The sequence below is a fragment of the Cupriavidus sp. GW823-FHT07B10 genome (assembly GCF_058794355.1).
Map to the genome: position 1 here is coordinate 1 of NZ_JBXAGS010000033.1, position 25333 is coordinate 25333.

Here is a 25333-nt window from a genome sequence, read left to right on the forward strand (position 1 = left end):
GGGGAGAGGAGAAAGGGCCGGCGGCGGCGCCTTGCGGCCGCCGCCACGGGCAGCGGAAGCCTGGCGGGCGGCCGCCAGCGCGGCGGCGGCGGGCGACATGACCCCGTTGCCGGCGCCAGCGGCCGGCCGTGCCGGCGCAGCTTCAGGGGATGCAGGGACAGCGGCAGGTGCGGCAGCGGGTTCAGCCACTGCCACGGGCTGGACCGCCCGTGCGGGCATAGGGGGGGCAGGGACCGGGGCCGCCGCAGCACCGGCCTTGGCCTGTTCGGCGGCATTGGCCACAGCCGTCGCATGGCGGGTATCAACGGTTTGCGCGGCTTCGGCACCACGCTGGCGCGCAGGCGCGGCACCACCGCCCTGCCCTTGCGCCGTAGTGGGTTCAGACGACGGCCGGAACGCCAGCATGCGCAGCAGCGTCATGGTGAAGCCGGCGTACTCGTCCGGCGCGAGCGCCAGCTCGCTGCGGCCGAGGTTGGCGATCTGGTAGAACAGCTGCACTTCCTGCGCGTCGAACACCCCGGCCAGGCGCCGCACCTCATCGGCTTCGGGCCATTCGTCCTGCACCGAGGCCGGCACGGCCTGCGCCAGCGCCACCTTGTGCAGCAGCGAGCCCAGGTCCTGCAGCGCGCCGGCAAACGACAGGCTGCGGTCGGCCATGGCATCGGCAATCGCCAGCATGGCGGCGCCGTCCTCGGCGGCCAGCGCATCGAGCAACTGCACCAGGTAGCCCTGGTCGATCGCGCCCAGCATGCCGCGCACCGCGTCTTCCGAGACCTGGCCCGCGCTGTAGGCGATGGCCTGGTCGGTCAGCGACAGCGCATCGCGCATCGAGCCGTGCGCGGCCTGGGCCAGCAGGCGCAGCGCATTGCCGTCGTGGCCGATGCCTTCCTGCGCCAGAATATGGTCCAGGTGCGAGACGATATGCCCCGGCGGCATCTGCTTGAGGTTGAACTGCAGGCAGCGCGACAGCACCGTGACCGGAATCTTCTGCGGATCGGTGGTGGCGAGAATGAACTTGACGTGCCCGGGCGGCTCTTCCAGCGTCTTCAGCATGGCGTTGAAGGCGTGGTTGGTGAGCATATGCACTTCGTCGATCATGTAGACCTTGAAGCGCCCGGAGGTCGGGGCGTAGACCGCCTTGTCCAGCAGCTGCGCCATCTCGTCGACGCCGCGGTTGGAGGCGGCGTCCATCTCGATGTAGTCGACGAAGCGGCCGCTGTCGATCTCCTGGCAGGCCTTGCACTGCCCGCACGGCTGGGCGGTGATGCCGCCGTTGCCGTCAGGGCCGGTGCAGTTCAGGGCCTTGGCCAGGATCCGCGACAGCGTGGTCTTGCCGACCCCGCGCGTGCCGGTGAACAGGTAGGCATGGTGCAGCCGCTGCTGTTCCAGCGCGTGCGTGAGCGCGCGGACCACGTGCTCCTGGCCGACCAGCGTGGTGAAATCCCTGGGGCGCCATTTGCGCGCTAGAACTTGATAACTCATGGCGGCGATTGTAGCAAAATGCAGCCCCCCTCCGGCCGCCGCCGCCCCGACCTCGCGGTCTTTATTCGCCACGCGCCGCGCGGGCTGGCTCCGGTGGCCGCAACCAGCCCGCGGCGTGGCTCAGCCGCACTCGCCCACGTAGCCGCAATTAGCGCATTTGGCGCATCCGTCGACCTTGTGCAGGGCGTGCGCGCCACACTCCGGACACGGCTTGCCGGTGCCGACACCGGGGGTGCCGGGGGCTCGGACCGGGCTGGCGAGATCCGCCCCGGCATCCGGCGCCTGCCCCCCGCCTTCGCGCTGGGCCAGCCTGGCCGCCAGCGCGGCTACCGGCACCTGGCCGCCCTCGGCATCCAGGAAGCCGCGCTTGATCAGGATGCGCTGCAGCGCGTAGCTGAGCGCGGCCACTTCGGAGTCATGGAAGCGCGGCACCTCGGTACCGTCCTGGCGCAGCAGCGTACCGTAGCGCACCGTGCCCTTGTCCCACACCACGTTGCGCATATCCGCCAATGCCTTGGCCACCGAGCCGCCAGAGCGCGCCACCATCGACAACAGCCGCATGGTCGAGGTGATCCACTGCTGGCCCTCGCTGCGCTGCCCCGCCGGCATGAAGAACTCCACCGGGCGCTCGATCTCCACCGGCTTGCCGTCGGCAACGCCGGCGACGCGCATGAAGTTGACGGTCAGGTAGACGGTCTTGTGGCCTTCGTAGGTCAGGTATTCGACCTTGGACGTCACCCCCTCCAGGTCGCCCACCGGCCGGCTGCCGAAGGGGCGAACCAACGGATTATCGTCGGCCACGGCAGCGGGAGCCACCGCCGGCGCCTCTACTGACAGCACGGCCCCCAGCACCGAATTGGGGCGATAGGTCGCCAGCCCCTTCAGGCCGGCCTTCCACGCCTCCAGGTACAGGTTGCGGAAGGCTTCGTACGGATAATCCTCCGGCACGTTGACGGTCTTGCTGATGCTGGTGTCGATATACGGCTGCACCGCTTCCAGCATCCGCATATGGTCCAGCGCCGACATCTGCAGCGCGGTGACGAAGGCATCCGGCAACTGGGCCATGTCGGCCCCCATGTGACGGTAAAGCCGCCAGGCATGATCCGCCACCTCGAAGCTGCGGTAGCTGTTGTCCGGCATCCGCTTCTTGCGGTTATAGGTCCACGAGAAGGCGGGCTCGATGCCATTGGACGCATTGTCGGCAAAGGCCAGCGTGATGGTGCCAGTGGGTGCGATCGACAGCAGGTGCGAATTGCGCAGCCCGTTGCGCGCAATGGCATCGCGCAAGCGTTCCGGCAGCCGGCCGGCAAACCCGCTCTGCAGGTAGGCATTGGCATCGAACAAGGGGAAGGCGCCCTTCTCCACCGCCAGTTCGGTCGACGCCAGGTAGGCATCGTCGCGCATGCGTTCCGAGATCCGCGCCGCCAGCTGCCGCGCCGGCTCGGTGTCATAGCGCAGGCCCAGCATCACCAGCGCGCTGCCCAGCCCCAGGAAGCCCAGCCCGACGCGGCGCTTGGCGTGGGCCTCGGCCTGTTGTTCGGGCAACGGCCAGAAGGTCACGTCGAGCACGTTGTCGAGCATGCGCGTGGCCACGCGCACCACTTCGGCAAAGGCATCGAAATCGAATTCGGCCTGCGGCGAGAACGGCTGGCGCACGAAGCGCGTCAGGTTGATCGAGCCCAGGCAGCAGCAGCCATAGGACGGCAGCGGCTGCTCGGCGCACGGGTTGGTGGCCTCGATGCGCTCGCAGTAATAAAGGTTGTTGTCGGCGTTGATCTGCGACAGGAACAGGATGCCCGGCTCGGCATGGTCGTAGGTGGCCTGCATGACCTGGTCCCACAGGTTGCGCGCCGGCACGCGCCGGTACACCCACTGGCCGTCGTCGCGGCGATAGGCGCCCGCGGCGATCATGTCGGCACCCGGCTCGGCCTCATGCACCAGTTCGACCTCGCCGTCGGCCTGCACGGCCTGCATGAAGGCGTCAGTGACGCCGATGGAGATATTGAAGTTGCTGAGGTCGCCCTTGTCCTTGGCGTGGATAAAGCTCTCGATATCCGGATGGTCGCAGCGCAGCACGCCCATCTGCGCGCCGCGGCGCGCGCCGGCGGATTCCACGGTGGCGCACGATGCGTCGAACACCTTCATGAACGACACCGGCCCCGAGGCGCGCGAATGCGTGGCCCGCACCAGCGCGCCGGCCGGTCGGATCGCCGAGAAGTCATAGCCCACGCCGCCGCCGCGGCGCATGGTTTCGGCGGCCTGCGCCACCGCCGTGTAGATGCTGGGGCGGCCTTCGCGCGGCTCCGACACCGAATCGCCCACCGGCTGCACGAAGCAGTTGATCAGCGTGGCCTGGATGCCGGTGCCCGCCGCCGAATTTATACGCCCGGCCGGCACGAAGCCGTTTTCCTGCGCCCACAGGAAGCGCGCGCTCCAGGCCTCGCGCTGGTCCTCGGGTTCGGCCTGGGCCAGCGCGCGCGCCACGCGTTGCCTGACATCGGCAATGCTGCGCTCTTCGCCCTTGGCGTATTTCTCGATCAGGACTTCGGTGGAGATTTCCTGCGGCGCCAGGGCGCCGCGAATGATCTGGTCGTTTGCGTTCATGTATTGGCTCACCACGGTCTGGGTCGGTGAATGGTCGGGCCGCCGCGGCCCGCGTTACCTGCGCCAGATCAAGCCGACGCATTTGCCGCGGGCAATGACCCACCACTGCAAAGGGCATTCAACGCAATTTCTCCGCGGTATCGCGGTCTGGGGTACAATGCCGCTCGGACGGGCCTCCTCGCATGGTGGCGCGGTCAACCTGGTCAGGTCGGGAACGAAGCAGCCACAGCCGTTTTCCGCCAGTGCCGAGGGTCAGGCTCGTCCACCTCACACCCCTCCTGCCGTACCCCTCCCGCTATCTCCGCACGCACGAGTCGTTCGCAGCGCAGTCCCTGTCACTTTAGTACAGCCGGGCCACGAGCGCGCGCGCCGCACATCCCATTTTGCGCCGATTCTGGCACCCTGTCCGGGTGCCACGCCAGCCGTCAGAACAGCGAGCCCTGCTGCGGCATCGGCGGCGCCAGACGCTCGGCGGGAATCCATTCGCCGTCCGCGGTGGCCACGCCGGCCTCGATACGCTTGCCCGGGAACATCGGCGCAAGCGCGGCCGCATAGCGGCCCAGCTGCGCGCGGTAGGCTTCATGCTCCTGCGGCAGGAGCCGCAGCTTGTAGTCGACGATCACCACGCGGTCGTCGAACTCCACCAGCCGGTCGATACGCAGCAGCCTGCCGCGCGCGTCATAGAGTTCGACTTCATTGCGCGCGCTGCGGGCGTCCCCCGCCCCCAGCAACGGCGCCAGTGCCGGCGCGCGCAGCATCGCAGCCACCGCCTCCAGCGCTTGCGCCACCTGTTGCCGCCACGCCTGCCGTGCCGCCCCGGTGTGCGCGCCCGTCAGCGGGAACCAGCGCAATACGGTGTCGATCCCCGGCACGCCGGCAAAGGCTTCGGGATAGCGCGTCAGGCGTTCCAGCAAGGCATGCACCAGCTCGCCGTGGCGGGCGGCCGCAGCGTTGAAGACGATGCCGTCGGGCTCGTCTTCGGCCTCGCCCTCTTCTTCAAACCCGATCCCCTGCCGCGCATCCACCGCATCGCGATAGCGCAGCCGGAAGTCGGTAAAGCGCACCGGCTCGCTCAGGCGCGCGGGCATCGGAGCCTGGTCCTGCGCATCGGCCAGCTCGCCCGGATAGGCCAGCACTATCTCGCCGATGCCTGCGGCCTGCAGCCGCACATACCAACTGCCGGCGATCTCGGCATTGCCCTCGCCCGAACCGCTGCGGCTGGCACGGCCCTTGACCCCGCTGACCAGCAGGCCCTGCTGCGCGCGCGTCATGGCCACGTACAGCAGGTTCCAGTTCTCGCGCTCGCCCAGCGCCGCCTCCGCCTCGAACAACGGCGCCCGCGCCAGCCCGCGCTCGCTGCGCTTGCCGTAGGCCGAGAAATGCCGAGGCACCGGCGACGACGGCGGCCAGTCGACCAGGATGCCGCCCCGGTCCGCGGCCGGCTCACTGTGGTTGGCATCGAGCAGCACCACGAACGGCGCCTCCAGGCCCTTGGCCGCATGCACGGTCAGGATATGGACCGCGTCGAGGCCGGCAAACGCCGGATCGTCCTCGGCCGGCTCCACGTCTTCGGCGCTCTCGCCCATGCCGCCTTCATCGGGGCTTTCGCCCTCGTCGCCGCGGCGGATTTCCTGCAGCTCGTCGATAAATTTCGGCAGGCTCGGATAGCGCCCGCCGTCGAGGTCAAGCGACAGCTTCAGGAAGGCGTCGAGGTTGGCCAGCACCTGTTCGCGGATATCCGGCGGCGCGGCCTCGGCATAACGGCGCCGCACTTCGCCGCCGTGGAAGATCTGGTCAATCAGGTCATGCACCGGCCGGTGCGGCGCGACGCGCAACCACTGGCGCAAGCGCTGCACGCCTTCGCGCAGCGCATCGGATACGTGTTCGGGCAGGCCGCCTGACTCGATGCGTGCCCACCAGCCGCCCTCGCCTTCGATCCGGGCCAGCGCCAGCAGGTCGTCGTCTGTCGCTCCCACCAGCGGGCTCTTCAGCACGTGCGCGAGATCCAGGTCCGATTCCGGCGTCATCAGGAACGCCAGCAACGCCGACAGGTCCAGCGCCTCGAGCGTGGCCAGCAGGCCGCCGCGGCGCGGGCTCAGGCACGGGATGCCGGCCTCGCGCAGCGCGCGCTCATAGTCAGCCAGATGGGTCTTGCGGCGCACCAGCAGATGCATGTCGCTCCAGCGCGCGGGGCGCTGTTCGCCGCCCTCATGGACCGGCACGGTGTCGCGCACCAGGCGCAGCCACGCGGCCACGCGCCGGCCCTCTTCCAGCCGCAGCGAATCGCCGGCCTGCCGGCGTGGCTGCAGCAGCGTGTCGCGATGGGCGGAGGCGGCTTCGGCGGACTTGTCCTCTGCACCATCGTCAACGGCGTCTTCGGCCTTGTCCTCGGGCTCCACCAGCGGCAGCAGCCAGACCGGCCCGTTGCCTCCGGCCAGTGCCGTGGTCTGGGTCGCGTACAGCGGATAGCGGCCCTCGGCGCGTGCGGTGTCGAACACGGCGTTGACCCAGTCCAGCACTTCGGCACGGTTGCGCCGGGTGCGGTTGGTGCGCAGCACGGTGGCGCCGAACGTATCGCGCAGCATCTCGCCGGCCGCGCCGAACAGCCGTGCATCGGCGCGCCGGAAGCGGTAGATCGACTGCTTGGGATCGCCCACCAGGAACACCGTCGGCCGCTCGCCCAGGCCCGCATAGCCGGCCAGCCAGCCCTGCAGGATGCGCCACTGCAGCGGGTTGGTGTCCTGGAACTCGTCGAGCAGCAGATGGCGGTAACGCGCGTCCAGCCGCACCTGCAGGTACGTGGCGGTCTCTTCGTCCGACATCAGGCGCGCGGCCTGCCATTCCAGGTCGGCGAAGTCCATCGCGCGCTGCTCGTCCTTGTGCCGCTGGTAGCGCGTCAGCAAGGCATCGCCGATGCAGAACAGCGCGCGGTTGATCGCCAGCACCGCGGCTTCGCAACAACGCGCGCTGATGTCGTCAAGCATGGCGCAGATCGAGGCATGCTCGTCCAGCAACGCATCGACCATGCCTTCGCCGCCGGCGGCCTTGACCAGCGCCGCGGTGCGCCGCAGCGAACGCGGGCCGCCGGTGGTGGTGAAGAACGCGGCGCGCAACTGCGCGAACGCCCGTTCGGCGGGCTTGCCGGGCGCCGCGCCCGCTTCGCGCCACGCGGTGATCGCCATCAGCGCATCGGTGATGCGGGCGGCGTGGGTCTGCTCGGTCTTGCCGGCCGCGCCCAGGCGCAGCGCCAGCGACTCGCAGGCATCGCGCCAGCCTTCGTCGGACAGCGCCTGCAGCAGCACGTCGCCCCGGGCGTCTTCGCCCAGGCAGTCGGACAGCGCCTGCAGCGGGTCGCCGCCCTCCTGCATCGCCCACCATTCGCTGCGGGCATGGAACATCGCGTCCAGCAGCGCGCGTGCCTGGAAGTCGCCCACGGCATCGACCAGCGTTTCCCACGCGGCGCGCAAGTCGGTGTATTGCTCCGTGGCCAGCGCGCGCCAGACCGGGGCCCAGGCTTCGCGTTTCATGCGCAGCGCATCTTCGCGCAGCGCCGCGCCCGGCACGATGCCCGAGGCCAGCGGCGCGCCACGCAGCAGCGTGCCGAACCAGCCGTGGAAGGTATCGATGGCCATGCGCCCGGGCGCGGCCAGCACCTGCGCATGCAGGCGCCGCGCACGCGGCAGCGCCTCGCGCGCGGCGTCATGCGTCAGGCCGCGCTGCACCAGCGCTGCGACCACGTCTTCATCGCTGTCGCGCGACATCTGTGCCAGCACCTCCAGCAGGCGGTCGCGCATTTCTTCGGCGGCCTTGCGCGTGAAGGTGATGGCCAGGATCTCGTGCGGCGCGGCGCCGGCCAGCAGCAGGCGCACCAGCCGCGCCACCAGCAGCCAGGTCTTGCCGCTGCCGGCACAGGCCTCTACCACCACCGAGCGCGCGGGATCGCAGGCGGCGCGCGTGAACTCGGCCTCGGAAACGGGCTCGCCGTCGCGCTGGTAAGGCTGGACGTGGTGCGGATCGTGGGGCGTCATGATGTCAGCGCCGGCACGGCGGTGGATTCCCAGAAGCCCTTGCGGCACAGGCCGCGGGCGGTGCAATACAGGCAGGCGGAGGCATCGCCGAAGGCCGGCAGCCTGGCACCCTGGCGCAGGCGCATGACGTCGTCGCGCATCTGCCGTTCCAGCCAGATGACGGCGGCTTCAAAATCGGGCAGGCCGACTTCGCGCTGCGCCGCCGCTGCGCCCTCGCGCGCGCCTTCGAGCGATACCCAGCTGCCCGCTGCCGCATCGGCGCGCAGCAGGCCGTAGAACGGCAGCTGGCAGTCTTCCCCGACCTCGGCCAGCTTGCGCTTGAGGCGGGTGGCGCTCTGCGTCTTGTAGTCGAGCACGGCATGCGCCCCGCCCGGGCCCTGGTCAAGCCGGTCGATGCGCCCGGTCAGGCGCAGCGGCTGGCCGTCGGGCATCGGCAGGTCGATGCCGGCGTCGAGCTCGCCGCCGCGCCAGAACCAGCCCTCGGCCTCGCGCGCGGATTGCCAGGCGACATACGACGGCATCACCTCGCGCCAGCGCCGGTAGTAGGCAATGGCATTGCCGTCCTCGGCCATCAGCGCACCGAACACGGCTTCGGAAATCTCGGCCAGGCGGGCCAGGCGCCGGTCTTCCGCCAGCGTCTCGCCACGCTCGCGGCGCGCCTGCAGGTCCTTGTGGTAGCGCAGCAGCACGTGGTGCAGGTGTTCGCCGATCTCGCGTTTCTCCAGCTCGTCGCTGACTGTCTCCAACCCGGCCAGGCCCAGCATGCGGCCGGCGAAGAACTGGTAGGGGCAGCGGCGCAGCATGTTGTAGGCCTGCGCGCTCCAGCGCACCGGCACCAGCGCGGGCTCCGCCGCCGGCGCCGGCATGCCCTGCGGATCGGCAAAGGTCTCGTGCGCCTGTGCTGCGGCGGAAGCTTCGATGCTGACGCCCGCGCGCGCGCAGCACGCCGCCAGGCGCTCGATCCAGCCCGACACATGATGCGGCTCGCCGCGGCTGCCGTAGCGTTGCCAGGTCAGCACCACGTCGTCGTTGTTCAGCAGCACCTCGGCCAGGTCGCGCGCCTGTTGCGCAAAGCGGGCCTCGCGGTCTTCCAGGTCCAGCTCGCGCCGCATCTGGTTGGAGAAGAACATCAGCTCGGCGGCGCTGGACGGCAGTTGCGCGTCATCGCAGCCGACGATCACCACGCCCTCGAAGCGGCGCATGCGCGCGCCGTTCAGCGGCAGGATGGTGATGCGCGCCGGGCCGCTGGCCGAGGGCTCCTTGTAGGCGACCGATTCCAGCAGCGCCGACAGCATCGCGCGGAACTCGCCCTGCGACAGCGTGGCATGGCCGCCGGTCTCGTCCAGCGGCAACTCCTGCAGCCGCGCCAGCGCATCGAGCAGCTGGCTGCCGGCATCGTCCGCGGCCAGCGCTGCGCGCATGCCGAGGCCGTCGAGCATGCCGTCGAGCCGTTCCAGCCAGGTTGCCAGCGGATGCTGCGCGAGGCCGCGCGGCCAGCGCGCCGCCTCGTCGGCGAGCACGGCGATGAGCGCGTGCGCGGCGTGGCGCGGCGCTTCGGCGGCATCCTCGTCTTCCGTGGCAGCTTGTTGCGCCGCGGTCGGTGCGTGGCCGAACAGCTGGCGCAGGCGCGCCCAGCCGCCGGTGATGCCCTCGCGCCGCACCTGGCGCTCCAGCAGCGCGATGGCCGCGCCGCGCCCGGCAACCTCCGGCAGGCAGAACGGGCTCTTGAGCAGGTCCAGCAGCGCAGCGGTGTCGCCGTCGCGCACCAACAGGTCGAACCAGCGCATCAGCGCGGCGGCCGCGCGCGTGGTGGAAAGCTTCCAGCCGGTCTCGTCGCGCACCGGTGCGCCGGCGCGCGCCAGCAGGGCACGGGCGCGCCGCGCCACCACGCGGTCGTGCGCGACCAGCGCCACCTGGCGGCGGCCTTCATTGAGCCACTGCACCAGCTGCGCGGCTGCCGCGGCGGCTTCATCCTCGAAGCGCGCGCTGCCGACCACGCGGATCGACGGACGCTGCGGCGGCAGCGCAGGCATGGCCGGCGCGGGGGCGACGGCTTCGGCATCATCGACGATCCTTGCTTCCGGCCATAGCGCCAGCAGGGTCTGGTACCAGTCGGCATCGCTCTCGCCCTGCCCGGTCCAGTCATAGCCGACCTGCAGCACCGGCACCAACTCGGCGGCATCGCGCAGGAACGCGGCTTCAAGCGGCGTGGGCGGGGTCGGGGCAATCCAGATCACCGGGCCGCGCAGCTGCTGCGACAGCTCGCGCAAGGCGCGGCGCCGCGCCGGCAGCGGATCGTCCGGGCCGGACAGCGCCTGCCAGAATGCCAGCACGATGCGCGCCTCTTCGCCGAGGAAGCGCTCGGACAGATGCGAATAGGTCCGTTCCAGCGCGCCCTGCAGCAGGCCGGCGCGATCGTCGCCGTCGATCTCGTCATCGTCGCGGATGGCGGCGTCTTCGAGCCAGCGCGCGTTAAGCTCGTCGCAGATCGACAGCAGCGTCTGCGACAGGCCCCATGCGGCGGTCTCGTTCTGGGCGCCGAAGGCGCGGCGCAGCCAATCCTGCCCGCGCACCGCCTGCTGCACGGCCAGCAGGCGTGCGGCCGGGCTGCGCACCGGGGCGCCCTCGGGCGGCAGGTCGAGCAGCCAGTGGCCCAGCGTCAGCACGCGCGGCAGCAGCCGCGGGCTGCCCGACGCGCGCGCGGCGGCGTCCAGTGCCTGGCGCACGCCCGGGATCTGCGCCGCGGTGGGCACGACCACGTGCGCGCCCGCCTCCGGCGCGCCGCAGCGGTCGAGGAAATACCAGGCAGCCGTGGCCGCCTGGTCGAGGAAATCAGGGCCAGGGCGGAAACGTAGCGACGTCATGGGCGCGTGGGGCGCAGCCCGGAATGGCTGCGCGAACTGCGTCGGTCGGCGAAAGCGTCAGGATGCAACGGAAACAATACGGGCGCCGCCGGCCTGGGCGGCTGGCGGCAAGTGTGATGCAGGGCAGGCGGAACCGGCTCAGTCCGAACCGCCTTCCAGCCGGGCGCGGATTTCGCGCGCGGTCTCGAGCAGGCCCTCATAGCCGGAGCGCGCATGCTCGGGCAGGTCCGGGTCGCCCACCAGGGTACCGAGGGTCTCGATGATGCTGTAGACCAGGCCGCGTGCGGCACCGCTGGCGATGCTGTTGGTCTCCACGGCGCTGCTGATATGGTCCAGCGCATCGCTCAGGTGGTCCACGTCCGGCGCCTGGCCGGGCTCGGGCTGCGAAGGCTTGCGGGGATCGGTGTTCATGTCGATGACCTAGTCAGTGGCGCAGGATGCAAGATTGGTCCGCTGGCGCCGCCTGCGGACCGCTTTCTATTCTACGCGCACGCCACACTCAATCGGCACCGCGCGGCGCGCACAAGTGCATTCTATGACACACCCTCCCGCACGCCGCAAGCGATTACCCGAATCTCTCGGCGCCATAGAAAATAAGCATTTCAATGAATCCTCCGATTGCAGCAGAATCATTTCCGTGCCGGCGCGCTTTCGAGTGTTTGCCAGGCCGGTCTTGAAAATCGGCAAACTGGTAACATATCGGCAGCACCGGGCGCGGCAGCGGCCCCCACGGCCTGTTTGCGGGCTGCGGAGGCAGCCCGACGGGTCCGCGCAATCTCGTGTAAGGTAACGGTTCGGCCCTCCGAAGTCTCCAGCCTTCAACATAAACAGAGCGAAACCAGAGGTTTTCCGCCATGAGCGAACAAATCAAGTATGTGAGCGACGCCTCCTTCGATGCTGACGTCCTCCAGTCCGACAAACCCGTCCTGCTCGACTTCTGGGCGGAATGGTGCGGCCCCTGCAAGATGATCGCGCCGATCCTGGACGAAGTCGCCAAGGACTATGGCGACAAGCTGCAGATCGCCAAGATCAATGTCGATGAAAACCAGCAGGTGCCGGCCAAGTTCGGCATCCGTGGCATCCCGACGCTGATCCTGTTCAAGAACGGCGCGGTCGCGGCCCAGAAGGTCGGCGCGCTGTCCAAGTCGCAACTGACCGCCTTCCTCGACGGCAACCTGTAAGCTGCGCGCCGGGACCTGACCCACGGTCCCGGTTTTGTCACGATCCGACGTGCGTGCGCCACATCCTGGCGGCCCGGTCGGATTGTGCTAAGATGCCACCAACAACTCCCCGAGCGTTCGCTCATTTCCCCCCTTCCCTTTAGGTCTCGCCCGTCCGGGCCCATCTGTACCCCTCGTCTATGCACCTGACAGAACTCAAATCGCTTCACGTGTCTGCGCTTCTCGAAATGGCGGCTACGCTCGAGATCGACAACGCACAACGGATGCGCAAACAGGAACTGATGTTTGCGATCCTGAAGAAGCGCGCCAAGATGGGCGAAACCATCTTTGGAGACGGCACGCTGGAGGTGCTGCCCGACGGCTTCGGCTTCCTGCGCTCGCCCGAAACCTCGTATCTGGCCAGCACGGATGACATCTACATCAGTCCGTCCCAGATCCGCCGCTTCAACCTGCACACCGGCGATTCGATCGAGGGTGAAGTGCGTACGCCCAAGGACGGCGAACGCTACTTTGCACTGGTCAAGGTGGACAAGGTCAACGGGCAGCCGCCCGAAGCGGTCAAGAACCGCATCATGTTCGAGAACCTGACGCCGCTGCACCCGAACCGGCCGCTCACGCTCGAACGCGATATCAAGGCTGAAGAGAACATCACCGGCCGCATCATCGACATGATCGCGCCGATCGGCCGCGGCCAGCGTGCGCTGCTGGTGGCGTCGCCCAAGTCCGGCAAGACCGTGATGCTGCAGCACATCGCCCACGCGATTGCCAACAACCATCCGGAAGCGGACCTGTTCGTGCTGCTGATCGACGAGCGCCCGGAAGAAGTGACCGAGATGATGCGTTCGGTGCGCGGCGAAGTGGTTGCGTCGACCTTCGACGAACCGGCCATCCGCCACGTTCAGGTTGCCGAAATGGTGATCGAGAAGGCCAAGCGCCTGGTCGAACTGAAGCGCGACGTCGTGATCCTGCTGGACTCGATCACCCGTCTGGCGCGTGCCTACAACACCGTGGTGCCGGCCTCGGGCAAAGTGCTGACCGGTGGTGTGGACGCCAACGCGCTGCAGCGCCCGAAGCGCTTCTTCGGTGCCGCGCGCAACCTGGAAGAAGGCGGTTCGCTGACCATCATCGCCACCGCGCTGATCGAAACCGGCAGCCGCATGGACGACGTGATCTATGAAGAGTTCAAGGGCACCGGCAATATGGAAGTGCACCTGGAACGCCGCCTGGCCGAGAAGCGCGTCTACCCGTCGATCAACCTGAACAAGTCGGGCACGCGCCGCGAAGAGCTGCTGATCAAGCCGGAAATCCTGCAGAAGATCTGGATCCTGCGCAAGTTCATCTCCGACATGGATGAAGTGCAGGCGATGGAATTCATCATGGACAAGATGAAGGCCACGAAGAACAACGCCGAGTTTTTCGATATGATGCGCAGAGGCGGCTGAGCCCTCGCTGCAGCGTCAACGCAGCATCGCCGCAAGGCGGACAGGAAGGCGTGCCACGGCACGCCTTTTTTGTTGCCCGACCTTTTTTGTTGCCGGACCATTTCACAGCGCACCGCGCTACGCCCATGCTCGGCAAACTGACCTCATTCCTGCGCACCCGCTCGCGGGCCCGCAAGCTGGAACACTACGCCATCCCCGATGCGCTGTGGGCGCGCACGGTCGCCACGCTGCCGTTCGTGCAGCGCTACGGCAGCGAAGACCTGGCGGCGCTGCGCGAACTGGCCACGCTGTTCATCGCCGACAAGGAATACTCCACCGCGCACGACCTGCCGCTGGCCGACGACATGGTGGCCAGCGTTGCCGTGCAGGCCTGCGTGCCGATCCTGAAGCTGGGGCTGCCTTGGTACCGGGGCTGGCACGGCATCGTGCTCTACCCGGGCGAGTTCATCATCCGCCGGACCGTGCAGGACGAGATCGGCCTGGTGCACGGCGTGGTCGAGGAAGCCAGCGGCGAGGCCTGGGAGCACGGGCCGGTGATCCTGTCCTGGCCCGACGTGCACACCCCCGGGGCCGGCATCGACAGCGACCACGAACTGCCGGCCGATACCTACAACGTGGTCATCCACGAGTTCGCCCACAAGCTGGACATGCTCGACGGCGAGCCCGACGGCGTGCCGCCCTTCTCGCGCGTGCTGCACCCGGACATCGACGCGGAAGCCTGGGCCGAGACCTTCCTGACCGAGTACGACCGCTTTGCCGAGTCCTGGGAGGCACGCGACGAGGCCGACTGGGAGCACCCGGAGCGGCTGCCGCCGGCGCTGCGCATCATCGACCCATATGGGACCGAGGCGCCGAGCGAGTTCTTTGCCGTGACGTCAGAGGCATTTTTTGTCGAGCCGACCGGGCTGGCGCGGCACTGGCCGGTTGTATACCAGTCGCTGGCCGCCTTCTATCGCCAGGACCCGGCCTCCATGTGATGCTTTTGCCATATTCATGCGCAACACTTTCTGTGCCGCGCGTGGCGCAGCCTCTTCCCCAAGTATTTGTTTTTCTGCCATAATCCCGGTTTGCCCGTTACCGGCAAGTGGTTCGTTCGTCGCCGCGCCATGCACGCTCTCGCCCTCGGCGGAGAACAGCGGATTGCAACGGACTGGCTACCCAACCAGAAAGGACTCATCATGAAAGAAGGCATTCACCCGAATTACCGCGAAGTCGTGTTCCAGGACATGTCCAGCGACTTCAGCTTCATCACCCGCTCGACCATCCAGACCAAGGACAAGATCGTGAAGGACGGCAAGGAATACCCGCTGGCCAAGATCGAAGTCTCGTCGGAATCGCACCCGTTCTACACCGGCACCCAGAAGATCATGGACACGGCCGGCCGCGTGGAAAAGTTCCGCCAGAAGTTCGGCAACAAGCTGGGCAAGGCTGCGAAGTAAATCGCTTTCAGCGAACCCCGCTTCGCAAGGCCTGCGGACAGATGCTCCGGGGCCTGTGCGAAACAGCAAAGAGGCAGCATCGGCTGCCTCTTTGCTTTTGTGCCGGACCACGACCGGTACCGCCGCATTCATTGGATTTACCCCACACCCCGTGAGGCTTCCACGCCATGCCACGGCCCGCGCGGCCGCCGCATGCGCGATACTGTGGCCTTCGCGCCATTGCGCCACGGCCCGACCTGAGCATCGATGCGTCAAGCCAATACCTCCCCCGTCCAGTTGACCGCTGCCGCGACCGGCGCCCTGCCGCGCGCGCTGCTGCTGGCGATCTGCATCATCTATGGCCTGGTCGGCCTGTTCGGCCGCGACCCGTGGAAGAACGAGGACGCCGCCGGCTTTGGCGTGATGTGGCAGCTGGCCACCGGCAACCTGCACGACTGGCTGATGCCGAATATCGTCGGCCGCCCGTACAGCGAGGACGGCCCGCTGGTGTTCTGGATCGGCGCGCTGATGATCCGCGGCTTCGGCAGCTGGCTGGGCGCGGCCGACGCCGCGCGGCTGGCCACGGCGCTGTTCTTCTTCGCGACCTGCGCCTGCATCTGGTACACCACCTACCTGCTGGGCCGGCGCGACGAGGTCCAGCCATTTGCCTATGCCTTCGGCGGCCAGCCCAACGCGCGCGATTACGGCCGCACGCTGGCTGACGGCGCGCTGCTGATCTTCCTGGCCTGCGTGGGCCTGGCCATGCGCGGGCACGAGACCACGCCGCAGGTCGGCCAGGTCGCCTTTATCGCACTGGCCCTGTACGGCATGGTGCGCAGCCTCGACAAGCCCATCCAGGGCAGCCTGGTCTATGGTGCCGCGCTGGGCGGGCTGGCGCTGGCCAGCGGGCCCCTGCTGCCGCTGGCGCTGCTGGGTGGCAGCGCGGTCTGCGCACTGGTGTGCAAGCCGCTGCCGTGGCGGCGCCTGGCCGCCATCGGCATTCCGCTGGCGCTGCTGATGGTGTCGGCGTGGCTGGCGGCCGCCTACTTCGGCGCGGCCGACCGCAACGAGGCGGTGACCTTCATCCGCGAATGGTCGCGCTATGACCGCCGCAGCTACGGCTCGCCCAATGTGGCGACCTTCGGCTTCAACGTGCGCAACCTGTTCCTGTACACGTGGCCGGTCTGGCCGATCGCGGGCTGGGCCTGGATCGCGTGGACCGGCATGCGCCGCGCCCCCCATGTGGCGGCGCCGCTGGCGCTGCTGCTGCCGGTGCTGGTGCTGCTGTTCCTGCAGCGCAGTGCCGGCGACGTGCAGTTCATCCTGCTGCTGCCGCCGATGGCCGTGCTGGCCGCATTCGCGCTGCCCACGCTGGCGCGCGGCGTGATCAACGCGATCGACTGGTTCGCGCTGCTGTTCTTCACCATCTTCGGTGGCACGGTCTGGTTCATGTGGATCGCCAAGACCACCGGCTGGCCGCCGCGCATCGCACGCAACGTCTTCCGCCAGCTGCCCGGCTACCAGCATGAGTTCACCATTGCCGCGGTGGTGTTCGCGCTGGCGGCCACGGTCGCGTGGGTGCTGATCGTGCGCTGGCGGCTGTCGCGCGCGCCCAAGCAGATCTGGCGCCCGGTGGTGATTTCCGCCGCCGGCACCACCCTGATGTGGGTCATGGCAATGACGCTGTGGCTGCCCTCGATCAACTACGGCAAGACCTACCGCGACGTGGCCCAGGCCGCGGCGATGGCGCTGCCGCCTGCCTACCAGTGCGTCCAGCCGATCCGCATGGGCGATGCGCAGCTGGCGTCGTTCGCCTATTTCGGCCATATCCGCTTTGGCGGCCCCAACGACGGCTGCGACGTGCTGCTGCGCCATGACGCGGTCGACTATGGCGAGCCGGGCAATATCTCGCATTTCGAGTGGCGGCTGATCTGGGAAGGCCGCCGCCCCGCGGACCGCGACGAGCGCTTCCGCATGTACCGGCTGGTCGATACCGCGCGCGCCGTCCATCCGCGCCCCGACCTGCCGCGGCGCCGCCTGCCGCGCCAGCCCTGAGCCCTTTCCGGCGTCACCACCACCGCAGCGCCTGTCGCGCCATCGAACCATTCCGGCCGCAGGCGGCTGCGGGGCTGACCATCCAGCCCTGACCAAGCCTGCCGAGCCCTGAATGACCCTGTTCCAAGACCTTCGCCGTATCGCCAGCCTGGCCGGCCCGGTGCTGGCCGGCCAGCTTGCCGTTATCGCCTTTGGCGTCATCGATACCGTGATGGCCGGGCGCGCCTCGGCGACCGACCTGGCCGCCGTGGGCCTGGGCGGCTCGATCTACGTCACCATCTATATCAGCCTGATGGGCGTATTGCAGGCGCTGTCGCCCATCGCCGGGCAGCTCTATGGCGCCGGCCGCATCGAGGCGATCGGCGCCGAGGTCCGGCAGGCCGCATGGCTGGGCGCCGCACTGGCGATTCCGGGCGTGCTGCTGCTGGCCTTCCCGGCCCCGCTGCTCGCTTTCGCCAAGGCGCCGCCCGAACTGGTCGAGAAAGCCACCGCCTACCTGCATTTCGGTGCCTTCGGGCTGCCGGCGGCGCTGGCATTCCGCATCTACTCGGCGCTGAACAATGCGCTGTCGCGCCCGATCATGGTGACGGTGCTGCAGATCGGCGGGCTGGCGCTGAAGGTGCCGCTCAATGCCTGGTTCATCCACGGCGGCCTGGGCGTGCCGGCGATGGGCGGCCCCGGCTGCGGCCTGGCCTCGACGCTGATCAGCTGGGCCTGGTGCATCGCCGGGCTGCTGATCCTGCGCTACGGCAGCGCCTATCACCCGCTGCGGATCTTCAGTATGTGGAGCTGGCCGGCTGCCGCCCCGCTGCGCGCGCTGCTGCGGCTGGGCGTGCCGATGGGCCTGACCTACCTGATCGAGATCACCTCGTTCACGCTGATGTCGATCTTCATCACGCGCCTGGGCACGGTCACGCTGGCCGGGCACCAGATCATCGCCAACCTGGGCGCGGTGGCCTACATGCTGCCGCTGTCGCTGGGGATTGCCACCTCGACGCTGGTGGCACAGCATCTCGGCGCGCGCGACCTGGCCGGCGCCAGCCGCCTTGCCTGGCGAGGTATCCGCATGGCGGTGACGCTGGCGGTGCTGACCGGTGCCCTGCTGTGGCTGCTGCGCAAGCCGGTGCTGCATGCCTACGCGAGCGATCCCGCGGTGGTCGCGGCAGCGCTGCCGCTGGTGCTGTTCGTGGCGTTCTACCAGGCCTTCGACGCGGTGCAGGTGATGACGGCGTTTATCCTGCGCGCGTACAAGATCGCGCTGATTCCGACGCTGATCTATGCCGGCTCGCTGTGGGGCATCGGACTGGGCGGGGGTTATGTGCTGGGCTTCGGGCTGATCGAGGGCATGCCCGACTTCACACGCGGCGCCAGCGGCTTCTGGCTGGCCAACAGCATCAGCCTGGCGATTGCAGGCGTGCTGCTGGTGCGGTATTTCAGCCGGGTCAGCAAGGATCCGGAAAACTGACTCTGGCACTGGCCGCTCGCAAGGGCGGCGGCCGCATCTTCAGTAACCGGAAAAGAAAAACGCCCGCTTGCGCGGGCGTTCTAATTTGGCGGAGTGGACGGGACTCGCCCACATGCCGCGGGCCGCGGCTGCGCTTGCAAGCGCAGCCCTTCGAGCCCCGCCGGAAGCCGCGCAGGCGGCTTCCTCCACTCCGGAAAAGAAAAACGCCCGCTTACGCGGGCGTTCTAATTTGGCGGAGTGGACGGGACTCGAACCCGCGACCCCCGGCGTGACAGGCCGGTATTCTAACCGACTGAACTACCACTCCTTAGTCGGCGTCTTCCGAAGCTTCGCTTCAGTCGACTGGGCGTCTGATTACGCCCTGTTGTTATGGCGTCCCCTAGGGGATTCGAACCCCTGTACTCACCGTGAAAGGGTGATGTCCTAGGCCTCTAGACGAAGGGGACAGAAATTTGTTTTACAACGCGCTTTCTGTCTTGCGCTGGAAAGTCCGCCATCATAGCAGGCTTTTTCGCGCCTGGGAAGCTTCTTTTCAGACGCCTCCCAAATTCTGGTGGAGCTAAGCGGGATCGAACCGCTGACCTCTTGCATGCCATGCAAGCGCTCTCCCAGCTGAGCTATAGCCCCGTATCCGATACTGCTGGACGGTTACTGCTGGAACCACCTTCGCTGTCTGCCGCTTACCGCAGCATTTGCAGCGAAGACAGGATTATATAGCGAATTTCGCAACGAATGCAACATTTTTTATTGCGTTTGCGGCGATTAACGACATAATGCCTCACCCAAAGAAAAACCCGCATGGCGCAAACCATGCGGGTTCAGTTTTGGCGGAGTGGACGGGACTCGAACCCGCGACCCCCGGCGTGACAGGCCGGTATTCTAACCGACTGAACTACCACTCCTTAGTCGGCGTCTTCCGAAGCTTCGCTTCAGTCGACTGGGCGTCTGATTACGCCCTGTTGTTATGGCGTCCCCTAGGGGATTCGAACCCCTGTACTCACCGTGAAAGGGTGATGTCCTAGGCCTCTAGACGAAGGGGACAGAAACTTGTCTTTCAACACGTTCCGTCTGGCGCCACCCTAAACAACCTGGATGACACCTAAATCTTGGTGGAGCTAAGCGGGATCGAACCGCTGACCTCTTGCATGCCATGCAAGCGCTCTCCCAGCTGAGCTATAGCCCCATGGTACTGCTCTTTACTGCAACTTGCTGCGTTTTCGCCTGAATTAACTACCGTTTCAAGCGAAGCCAAGATTATATATCAACCATTAATCTTTGCAAGCTCCCGTTTCAGCTTTTTTCGCTTTCCCGTCACTTCAAAAATCAGTTCGGAGATTGCGAAGATCCTTGCGGATCCGCCAGCCCGCTTGGTCAGGGACCGCGCCGCAGGGAGAAAGAGATTATGCGCAAGTCCGGCCCGGAGCGCAAGCCCCCGGCGCGGACTTTTTGCGACTTTTTATGCAGCTGCCGCCAGGCGGCGCAGCACCGTGTCGCGGCCGAACAGTTCCAGCACCGCATCGATGCCTGGCGTCTGCAGCTGGCCGGCCACCAGCAGGCGCACCGGCATGGCCAGCTTGGGCATCTTCAGGCCGAACTCGGCCAGCACGGCCTTGAAGGTGGCGCTGATGGCTTCGCGCTTCCATTCCGGCAGCGCGGCCAGCTGGTTGGCCAGCGCCGCCAGCGCGGGCTGGATTTCCGGGGTCAGGTGCTCGGCCTTGAGCGCGGCATCCGCCTGCGGCTCGCCGCGATAGAACAGCAGCGCCGCCTGCGCGACCTCCTTCAGCGTATTGGCGCGGTCCTTCACCAGCGCCACCACGCCGGCCAGGTCCGCCCCTTCCACCTTGCCGCCGAGCGCCTCGATAAACGGCTGCGTCAGCGTGGCCAGGCGCTGGTTGTCGCCGACCTTGATGTAGTGGTTGTTCAGCCAGGCCAGCTTCTCGGGGTTGTACTGGGCGGGCGACTTGCCCAGGTGCTCCAGGTCGAACCATTCAACGAACTGCTCGCGCGAGAAGATCTCGGCGTCGCCGTGGGCCCAGCCCAGGCGCGCCAGGTAGTTCAGCACGGCTTCGGGCAGATAGCCCTCGTCGCGGTAGCCGGTCACGGCCATGGCGCCATGGCGCTTGCTCATCTTCTCGCCCTGCTCGTTGAGCACGGTCGGCAGGTGGGCGTAGACCGGCGGCGTGCCGCCCAGCGCGCGGATGATGTTGATCTGACGCGGGGTGTTGTTGACGTGGTCGTCGCCGCGAATCACGTGGGTGATCTTCATATCGAGGTCGTCCACCACCACGCAGAAGTTGTACGTGGGGGTGCCGTCCGGGCGCGCGATCACCAGGTCGTCGAGTTCGTCGTTGGAGATCTCGATGCGGCCCTTGACCGCGTCATCCCACACCACGCTGCCGCCGATCGGATTCTTGAAGCGGATCACCGGATCGACCCCTGCCGGCGGCTCGGGCAGGACCTTGCCCGGCTCGGGACGCCAGAAGCCGTTGTAGCGCGGCTTCTCGCCGCGCTCGCGCTGGGCTTCGCGCAGGGCATCCAGCTCTTCGGTGCTCATGTAGCAGCGGTAGGCCAGGCCGGACTCAACCATCTGCGCGACCACTTCACGATAGCGGTCCATGCGCTGCATCTGGTAGAACGGACCTTCGTCGATATCCATCTCCAGCCAGGCCATGCTCTCGAGAATCACGTCGACCGCTTCCTGCGACGAACGCTCGACGTCGGTGTCTTCGATGCGCAGGATAAAGTCGCCCTTCATGCGGCGGGCGAAGGCCCAGGGATAGAGCGCGGAGCGGATATTGCCGAGGTGGATAAAACCGGTCGGGCTCGGCGCAAAGCGGGTGCGGACGCGTTGGGTCATGGTCAGGGGCAGAAACAAGAAAGCCCGCGCGCAGCGGCGCGCAGGCTGGTGTATGTGCAGGTCTTACATTATACCAACGCGCATCCCTCGCCCCGCCCGGCGTGCCAGCGCCGTGCGGAATCATTTATGCTTGCGCCGGTCTGAGGTGATGCCGCTGATCCAGGCAATTCGATGCCAGCCCCATTGAGGAGCGCCCGCATCACATCCCTGTATCCGCCGGTCCCACCTGGCTACTGATCTCGCTTCATGCAACGACGTCATTTCCTCGGCATCTCCGCGGCCGCCCTGCTGGCGGGCTGCTCGTTCGGCCCGCGTCCCGCGCCGCCGCTCGCCACCACCCCGCCCGCGCCGCGGCCCGTCAAGATCGGCCTGGCGCTGGGCGGCGGCGCGGCGCGCGGCTTTGCCCATATCGGCGTGATCAAGGCGCTCGAAGCGCAAGGCATCCATGCCGACCTGGTCACCGGCACCAGCGCCGGCGCAGTCGTGGCGGCGCTTTACGCCAGCGGACTGAATGGCTTCCAGCTGAACAAGCTGGCGCTGACCATGGACGAGGCTGCCATCGCCGACTGGGCCCTGCCCTTCGGCACCCGCTTCGGCGGCTGGCTCAAGGGCGAGGCGCTGCAGAACTACATCAACCGGCTGGTGCAGAACCGGACCATCGAGGCCATGAAGCTGCCGCTGGGCATTGTCGCCACCGATCTCAAGAGCGGCGAGAAAATCCTGTTCCGCCGCGGCAACACAGGCCAGGCCGTGCGCGCGTCGAGCAGCGTGCCCGGGGTGTTCCAGCCGGTGTCGATCCAGGGTCACGACTATGTCGACGGCGGCCTGGTCGAGCCGGTGCCGGTGGATTCCGCGCGCGGCATGGGCGCGGACTTTGTCATCGCGGTCAACATCTCGGCCGACCCGTCGGCGCAGAAGAACGCGGGCCAGAGCGGCGTGCTGCTGCAGACCACCGCGATCATGGGCCAGTCGATCAACAAGATGGCACTGGCGCGCGCCGACGTGGTGATCCGCCCCGAGCTGCCCGATATGGGCGGCAGCGACTTCAACGCCCGCAACCGGGCCATACTGGCCGGCGAACAGGCCACCACGGCGGTGATGGCAACGCTGCGGCAGCGGCTGGAACAGGCCCGCCTGGCACCGGCCGGAACGGTCGCAGTGCAATAGCCCGGGGAGCACGCCCCGCCAAAGAAAAAAGGACTGTCGCAGCAGTCCTTTTTGCTTGTAGCGCGCCGGAAACTCAGCCGCCGTACATCGATGCGCGGACAACCTTGGGGTCATAGCGCTTGAGCGTCTCGACCATGTCGCCGAGGCCATCGGCGCCGCCCTCCTTGCCATCCTCGATGCGGCGGGCGCCGTTGTAGCGGGTCACCCAGTAAGACGCACGCATGTCGTCGACTCGGATCTTGCTGCCCGTGGACGGGGCATGCACGAACTTGTTGTCGCCGATATAGATGCCGACGTGCGAGAAGGTCTGGCGCATGGTGTTGAAGAACACCAGGTCGCCCGGACGCAGGTCGGTGGCCGCCACGGTGGTGCCGACACGGCTGATTTCGACAGAGCGGCGCGGCAGCATGAAGCCGAAGGTGTCCTGGAACACGTAGCGGACGAAGCCGCTGCAGTCCAGGCCGGATTCGGGGCTGTTGCCGCCGAAGCGGTAACGCACGCCAATCAGGCCCAGCGCATTCATGACCAGGTCGCCAGCCTTGCTGGCAACGTTGCTGGTGGAATTCACCACCGACGACAGCAAGCCGCGCTTGCCTTCCGCATGCGAATCCGCGGCGTGGGCCGTGGTGGCATCGATACGGGCGTCGGCATCCTTGAATACCGTATCCGCCAGCACTCCATTCGACACAGTCGCACCGCAGACAATGGCAATTCCGACGGCGGCACGCGCCAGGGAATGAAGTACCGATCGCTGCATTGGTTCTCCCGTTGATCGTTCCAAAGCAAGCCCCGGCACAAGTCCGGGGCAGCTGGTTATATGTGAAATTCGCGTGAACTTCGCGAGAAATTCATGTGAACCTGGGGGGTGAACCCTATGCAACATCCGCACCAGGCTTTCCGGGCCTGTCTTGCACCGCAAACGTGCTATGCACGATCCAATGCGTCGGACGGACCACCCCCAAAACTAGTTCTCGCGGGATGGTAAAGGGTTGTCATTCACATGTCAAAGTTCGTTACAAATTCGCCGGATTTGACTGGCGAATCAAGGATATAGGCGGGAATTCGCACCTTGTTTATCGGATTGATCCGAACAACCGGATGCTAGCCAGGCGGGGCCGCGGCGTTGCTGCGTCGCACACCTCCGGGTCAGCCAGCGCCGACCTGCGCCGCCGCCATCAGCTTGCGCGTATAGGGGTGCTGGGGTGCGCCCAGCACCGCTTCGGTGTCGCCGGCCTCGACCACCTCCCCTGCCTTCATCACGAAAACCCGATGCGCCATGGCCCGGATCACCGCCAGGTCATGGCTGATGAACAGGTAGGTGAGGTTGTACTTGTGCTGCAGCTGGGACAGCAGCGCCAGCACCTGCTGCTGGATCGACACGTCCAGCGCCGAGGTGGGCTCGTCCAGCACCAGGATCTGCGGCTTGAGGATCAGCACCCGGGCAATGGCGATGCGCTGCCGCTGCCCGCCCGAGAATTCATGCGGATAGCGGCCCAGCGCGGTGCGGTCCAGGCCGACCTCGCGCAGGGCTTCGATCACGCGCTGGCGCGTGCCCTCGTGCGACAGCCCGGGCTGGTGCAGCGCCAGGCCTTCGCCGACGATCTGCTCGATGGTCATGCGCGGCGCCAGCGAGCCGAACGGGTCCTGGAACACCACCTGCATGCGCGCGCGCAACTGGCGGCGATCGTCGCGCGTGGCGGTGTCGAAGCTGCGGCCGAGGAAATGGATGGTGCCGCCGCTCTTGCGCTGCAGCGCCAGCACGGTATGCGCCAGCGTGGTCTTGCCCGAACCGGACTCGCCGACGATGCCGACGGTCTCGCCCTCGCGCAGCTGGAAGTCCACGTCCTTGACCGCCGCAAACTGGTCCTTGCCGAACCAGCCGGCCAGCCCGCGGCGCTTGCGCGCGTAGTTGACGCTCAGCTTGCGCGCTTCCAGCAGCACCGGCGCCAGCGGCACCAGCGGCAGCACCTCGCGCCTGGGGCGGCTGTCGATCAGCTTGCGGGTGTAGGGATGCTGGGGGGCGGCAAACACCTGCGCGGTCTCGCCGGTCTCGACCAGCACGCCCTTCTCCATCACGCCCACGCGCTGGGCAAAGGAACGCACCAGGTTGAGGTCATGGGTGATCAGCATCACCGCCATGCCGAACTCGGCCTGCAGGTCACGCAGCAGGTCCATGATCTGGGCGCGGATGGTCACGTCCAGCGCCGTGGTCGGCTCGTCGGCGAGCAGCAGCTTGGGGCGGCAGGCCAGCGCCATGGCGATCATGGCGCGCTGGCGCTGGCCGCCCGAGAGCTGGTGCGGGAAGCTGTCGAAGCGGTGCGCGGCGTCGCTAATGCCGGTGCGCTCCAGCAGCGCGATGGCGCGCTCGCGCGCGGCGCGGCGGTCCAGGCCCTCGTGCAGCGCCAGCGTCTCGACGATCTGGTTGCCGATGGTGTACAGCGGGTTGAGCGCCGTCATCGGCTCCTGGAAAATCATCGCGATCTCGGCGCCGCGGATGCCGCGCATCTCGCGGTCCGACACCTCCAGCAGGTTCTTGCCCTCGAAGCGGATCGCGCCGTCGTAGTAGGCGTCTTCCACCAGCCGCAGCATCGCCAGCGCGGTCACGGTCTTGCCCGAGCCCGACTCGCCCACCAGCGCGTAGCGCTCGCCCGCGCGCAGGTCGAAGCTGACTTCACGCACGGCACGGGTGGCATGCTCGCCGTGGCCGAAGGTGACGGAAAGTTTGTCGACGCACATCAGCGTGGAACCGGGCGCCGGCGCCGCGGCCGGC

At 67.6% G+C, this 25333-nt stretch carries 15 protein-coding genes, 6 tRNA genes and 1 other RNA gene; 8 read left to right on the top strand and 14 right to left on the bottom strand.

All coding sequences use genetic code 11. The features are described from left to right. Positions 1-1482, bottom strand: a 1482-nt coding sequence (locus AC1Q6V_RS33975) for a DNA polymerase III subunit gamma/tau (protein ID WP_492363709.1), incomplete at its 3' end; no start/stop codon positions are given. 120 nt (positions 1483-1602) lie between these two features. Beyond that, on the bottom strand, positions 1603-4086 hold the full coding sequence (locus tag AC1Q6V_RS33980) for an adenosylcobalamin-dependent ribonucleoside-diphosphate reductase (protein WP_010814261.1): 2484 nt from the start codon (positions 4084-4086) through the stop codon (positions 1603-1605). Between the two features lie 167 nt (positions 4087-4253). Between AC1Q6V_RS33980 and ffs the strand changes: the two genes are divergently transcribed. Further along, positions 4254-4352, top strand: an RNA gene (gene ffs / locus AC1Q6V_RS33985) — signal recognition particle sRNA small type. Between the two features lie 159 nt (positions 4353-4511). On the opposite strand, the gene AC1Q6V_RS33990 is transcribed toward ffs, so the two are convergent. From AC1Q6V_RS33990 to AC1Q6V_RS34000, 3 genes are all read right to left on the bottom strand, one after another. Continuing rightward, entirely contained in the window at positions 4512-8114 is a 3603-nt protein-coding gene (locus tag AC1Q6V_RS33990) for a UvrD-helicase domain-containing protein (RefSeq protein ID WP_454749256.1), read from the bottom strand. Further along, a complete protein-coding gene (locus AC1Q6V_RS33995; RefSeq protein WP_439668044.1) occupies positions 8111-10978 on the bottom strand; it encodes a PD-(D/E)XK nuclease family protein in 2868 nt (955 codons plus the stop codon). The genes AC1Q6V_RS33990 and AC1Q6V_RS33995 overlap by 4 nt, the downstream gene beginning before the upstream one ends. 138 nt (positions 10979-11116) lie before the next feature. Continuing rightward, a complete protein-coding gene (locus tag AC1Q6V_RS34000; protein WP_011615636.1) occupies positions 11117-11389 on the bottom strand; it encodes a hypothetical protein in 273 nt (90 codons plus the stop codon). Between the two features lie 443 nt (positions 11390-11832). Between AC1Q6V_RS34000 and trxA the strand changes: the two genes are divergently transcribed. The 6 genes from trxA to AC1Q6V_RS34030 all read left to right on the top strand — a co-directional run bounded on the left by trxA (position 11833) and on the right by AC1Q6V_RS34030 (position 18539). Further along, entirely contained in the window at positions 11833-12159 is a 327-nt protein-coding gene (gene trxA, locus AC1Q6V_RS34005; protein WP_010814265.1) for a thioredoxin TrxA, read from the top strand. A 179-nt stretch (positions 12160-12338) separates the two neighbouring features. Beyond that, positions 12339-13601 carry a transcription termination factor Rho gene (rho, locus tag AC1Q6V_RS34010; protein ID WP_010814266.1) on the top strand — a complete coding sequence of 421 codons (1263 nt, stop codon included), beginning with the start codon at positions 12339-12341 and terminating at the stop codon, positions 13599-13601. A gap of 125 nt (positions 13602-13726) precedes the next feature. Beyond that, the gene (locus tag AC1Q6V_RS34015) at positions 13727-14578 is read left to right on the top strand and encodes a M90 family metallopeptidase (protein WP_010814267.1); all 852 of its coding nucleotides are present in this window, start codon (positions 13727-13729) and stop codon (positions 14576-14578) included. 201 nt (positions 14579-14779) lie between these two features. After that, positions 14780-15040 carry a type B 50S ribosomal protein L31 gene (locus tag AC1Q6V_RS34020; protein ID WP_010814268.1) on the top strand — a complete coding sequence of 87 codons (261 nt, stop codon included), beginning with the start codon at positions 14780-14782 and terminating at the stop codon, positions 15038-15040. Positions 15041-15286: 246 nt separating this feature from the next. After that, positions 15287-17074, top strand: coding sequence for an ArnT family glycosyltransferase (locus tag AC1Q6V_RS34025; RefSeq protein WP_058697196.1), 1788 nt, complete (start codon positions 15287-15289; stop codon positions 17072-17074). 112 nt (positions 17075-17186) lie between these two features. Further along, positions 17187-18539, top strand: coding sequence for an MATE family efflux transporter (locus tag AC1Q6V_RS34030; RefSeq protein WP_010814270.1), 1353 nt, complete (start codon positions 17187-17189; stop codon positions 18537-18539). Positions 18540-18769: 230 nt separating this feature from the next. Here AC1Q6V_RS34030 and AC1Q6V_RS34035 read toward each other — a convergent pair. The 7 genes from AC1Q6V_RS34035 to gltX all read right to left on the bottom strand — a co-directional run bounded on the left by AC1Q6V_RS34035 (position 18770) and on the right by gltX (position 21396). Then, positions 18770-18846 (bottom strand) — tRNA-Asp (locus AC1Q6V_RS34035). 63 nt (positions 18847-18909) lie between these two features. Then, positions 18910-18985 (bottom strand) — tRNA-Glu (locus AC1Q6V_RS34040). A 105-nt stretch (positions 18986-19090) separates the two neighbouring features. Beyond that, positions 19091-19166 (bottom strand) — tRNA-Ala (locus AC1Q6V_RS34045). Between the two features lie 198 nt (positions 19167-19364). Then, positions 19365-19441: transfer RNA gene (locus AC1Q6V_RS34050), tRNA-Asp, on the bottom strand. 63 nt (positions 19442-19504) lie between these two features. Next, positions 19505-19580, bottom strand: a tRNA-Glu gene (locus tag AC1Q6V_RS34055). Positions 19581-19646: 66 nt separating this feature from the next. After that, a tRNA-Ala gene (locus tag AC1Q6V_RS34060) sits at positions 19647-19722 on the bottom strand. A gap of 273 nt (positions 19723-19995) precedes the next feature. Next, a complete protein-coding gene (gltX, locus tag AC1Q6V_RS34065; RefSeq protein ID WP_011615640.1) occupies positions 19996-21396 on the bottom strand; it encodes a glutamate--tRNA ligase in 1401 nt (466 codons plus the stop codon). 246 nt (positions 21397-21642) lie between these two features. Here gltX and AC1Q6V_RS34070 point away from each other — a divergent pair, with 246 nt between their 5' ends. Continuing rightward, the gene (locus tag AC1Q6V_RS34070; RefSeq protein ID WP_058697198.1) at positions 21643-22563 is read left to right on the top strand and encodes a patatin-like phospholipase family protein; all 921 of its coding nucleotides are present in this window, start codon (positions 21643-21645) and stop codon (positions 22561-22563) included. Between the two features lie 73 nt (positions 22564-22636). Here AC1Q6V_RS34070 and AC1Q6V_RS34075 read toward each other — a convergent pair whose 3' ends face one another. Together AC1Q6V_RS34075 and AC1Q6V_RS34080 are read right to left on the bottom strand one after the other, a co-directional pair. Next, a complete protein-coding gene (locus tag AC1Q6V_RS34075; RefSeq protein WP_454751423.1) occupies positions 22637-23320 on the bottom strand; it encodes a C40 family peptidase in 684 nt (227 codons plus the stop codon). A gap of 389 nt (positions 23321-23709) precedes the next feature. Then, positions 23710-25299 carry an ABC transporter ATP-binding protein gene (locus tag AC1Q6V_RS34080; RefSeq protein WP_454751424.1) on the bottom strand — a complete coding sequence of 530 codons (1590 nt, stop codon included), beginning with the start codon at positions 25297-25299 and terminating at the stop codon, positions 23710-23712. Positions 25300-25333: the final 34 nt, after the last annotated feature.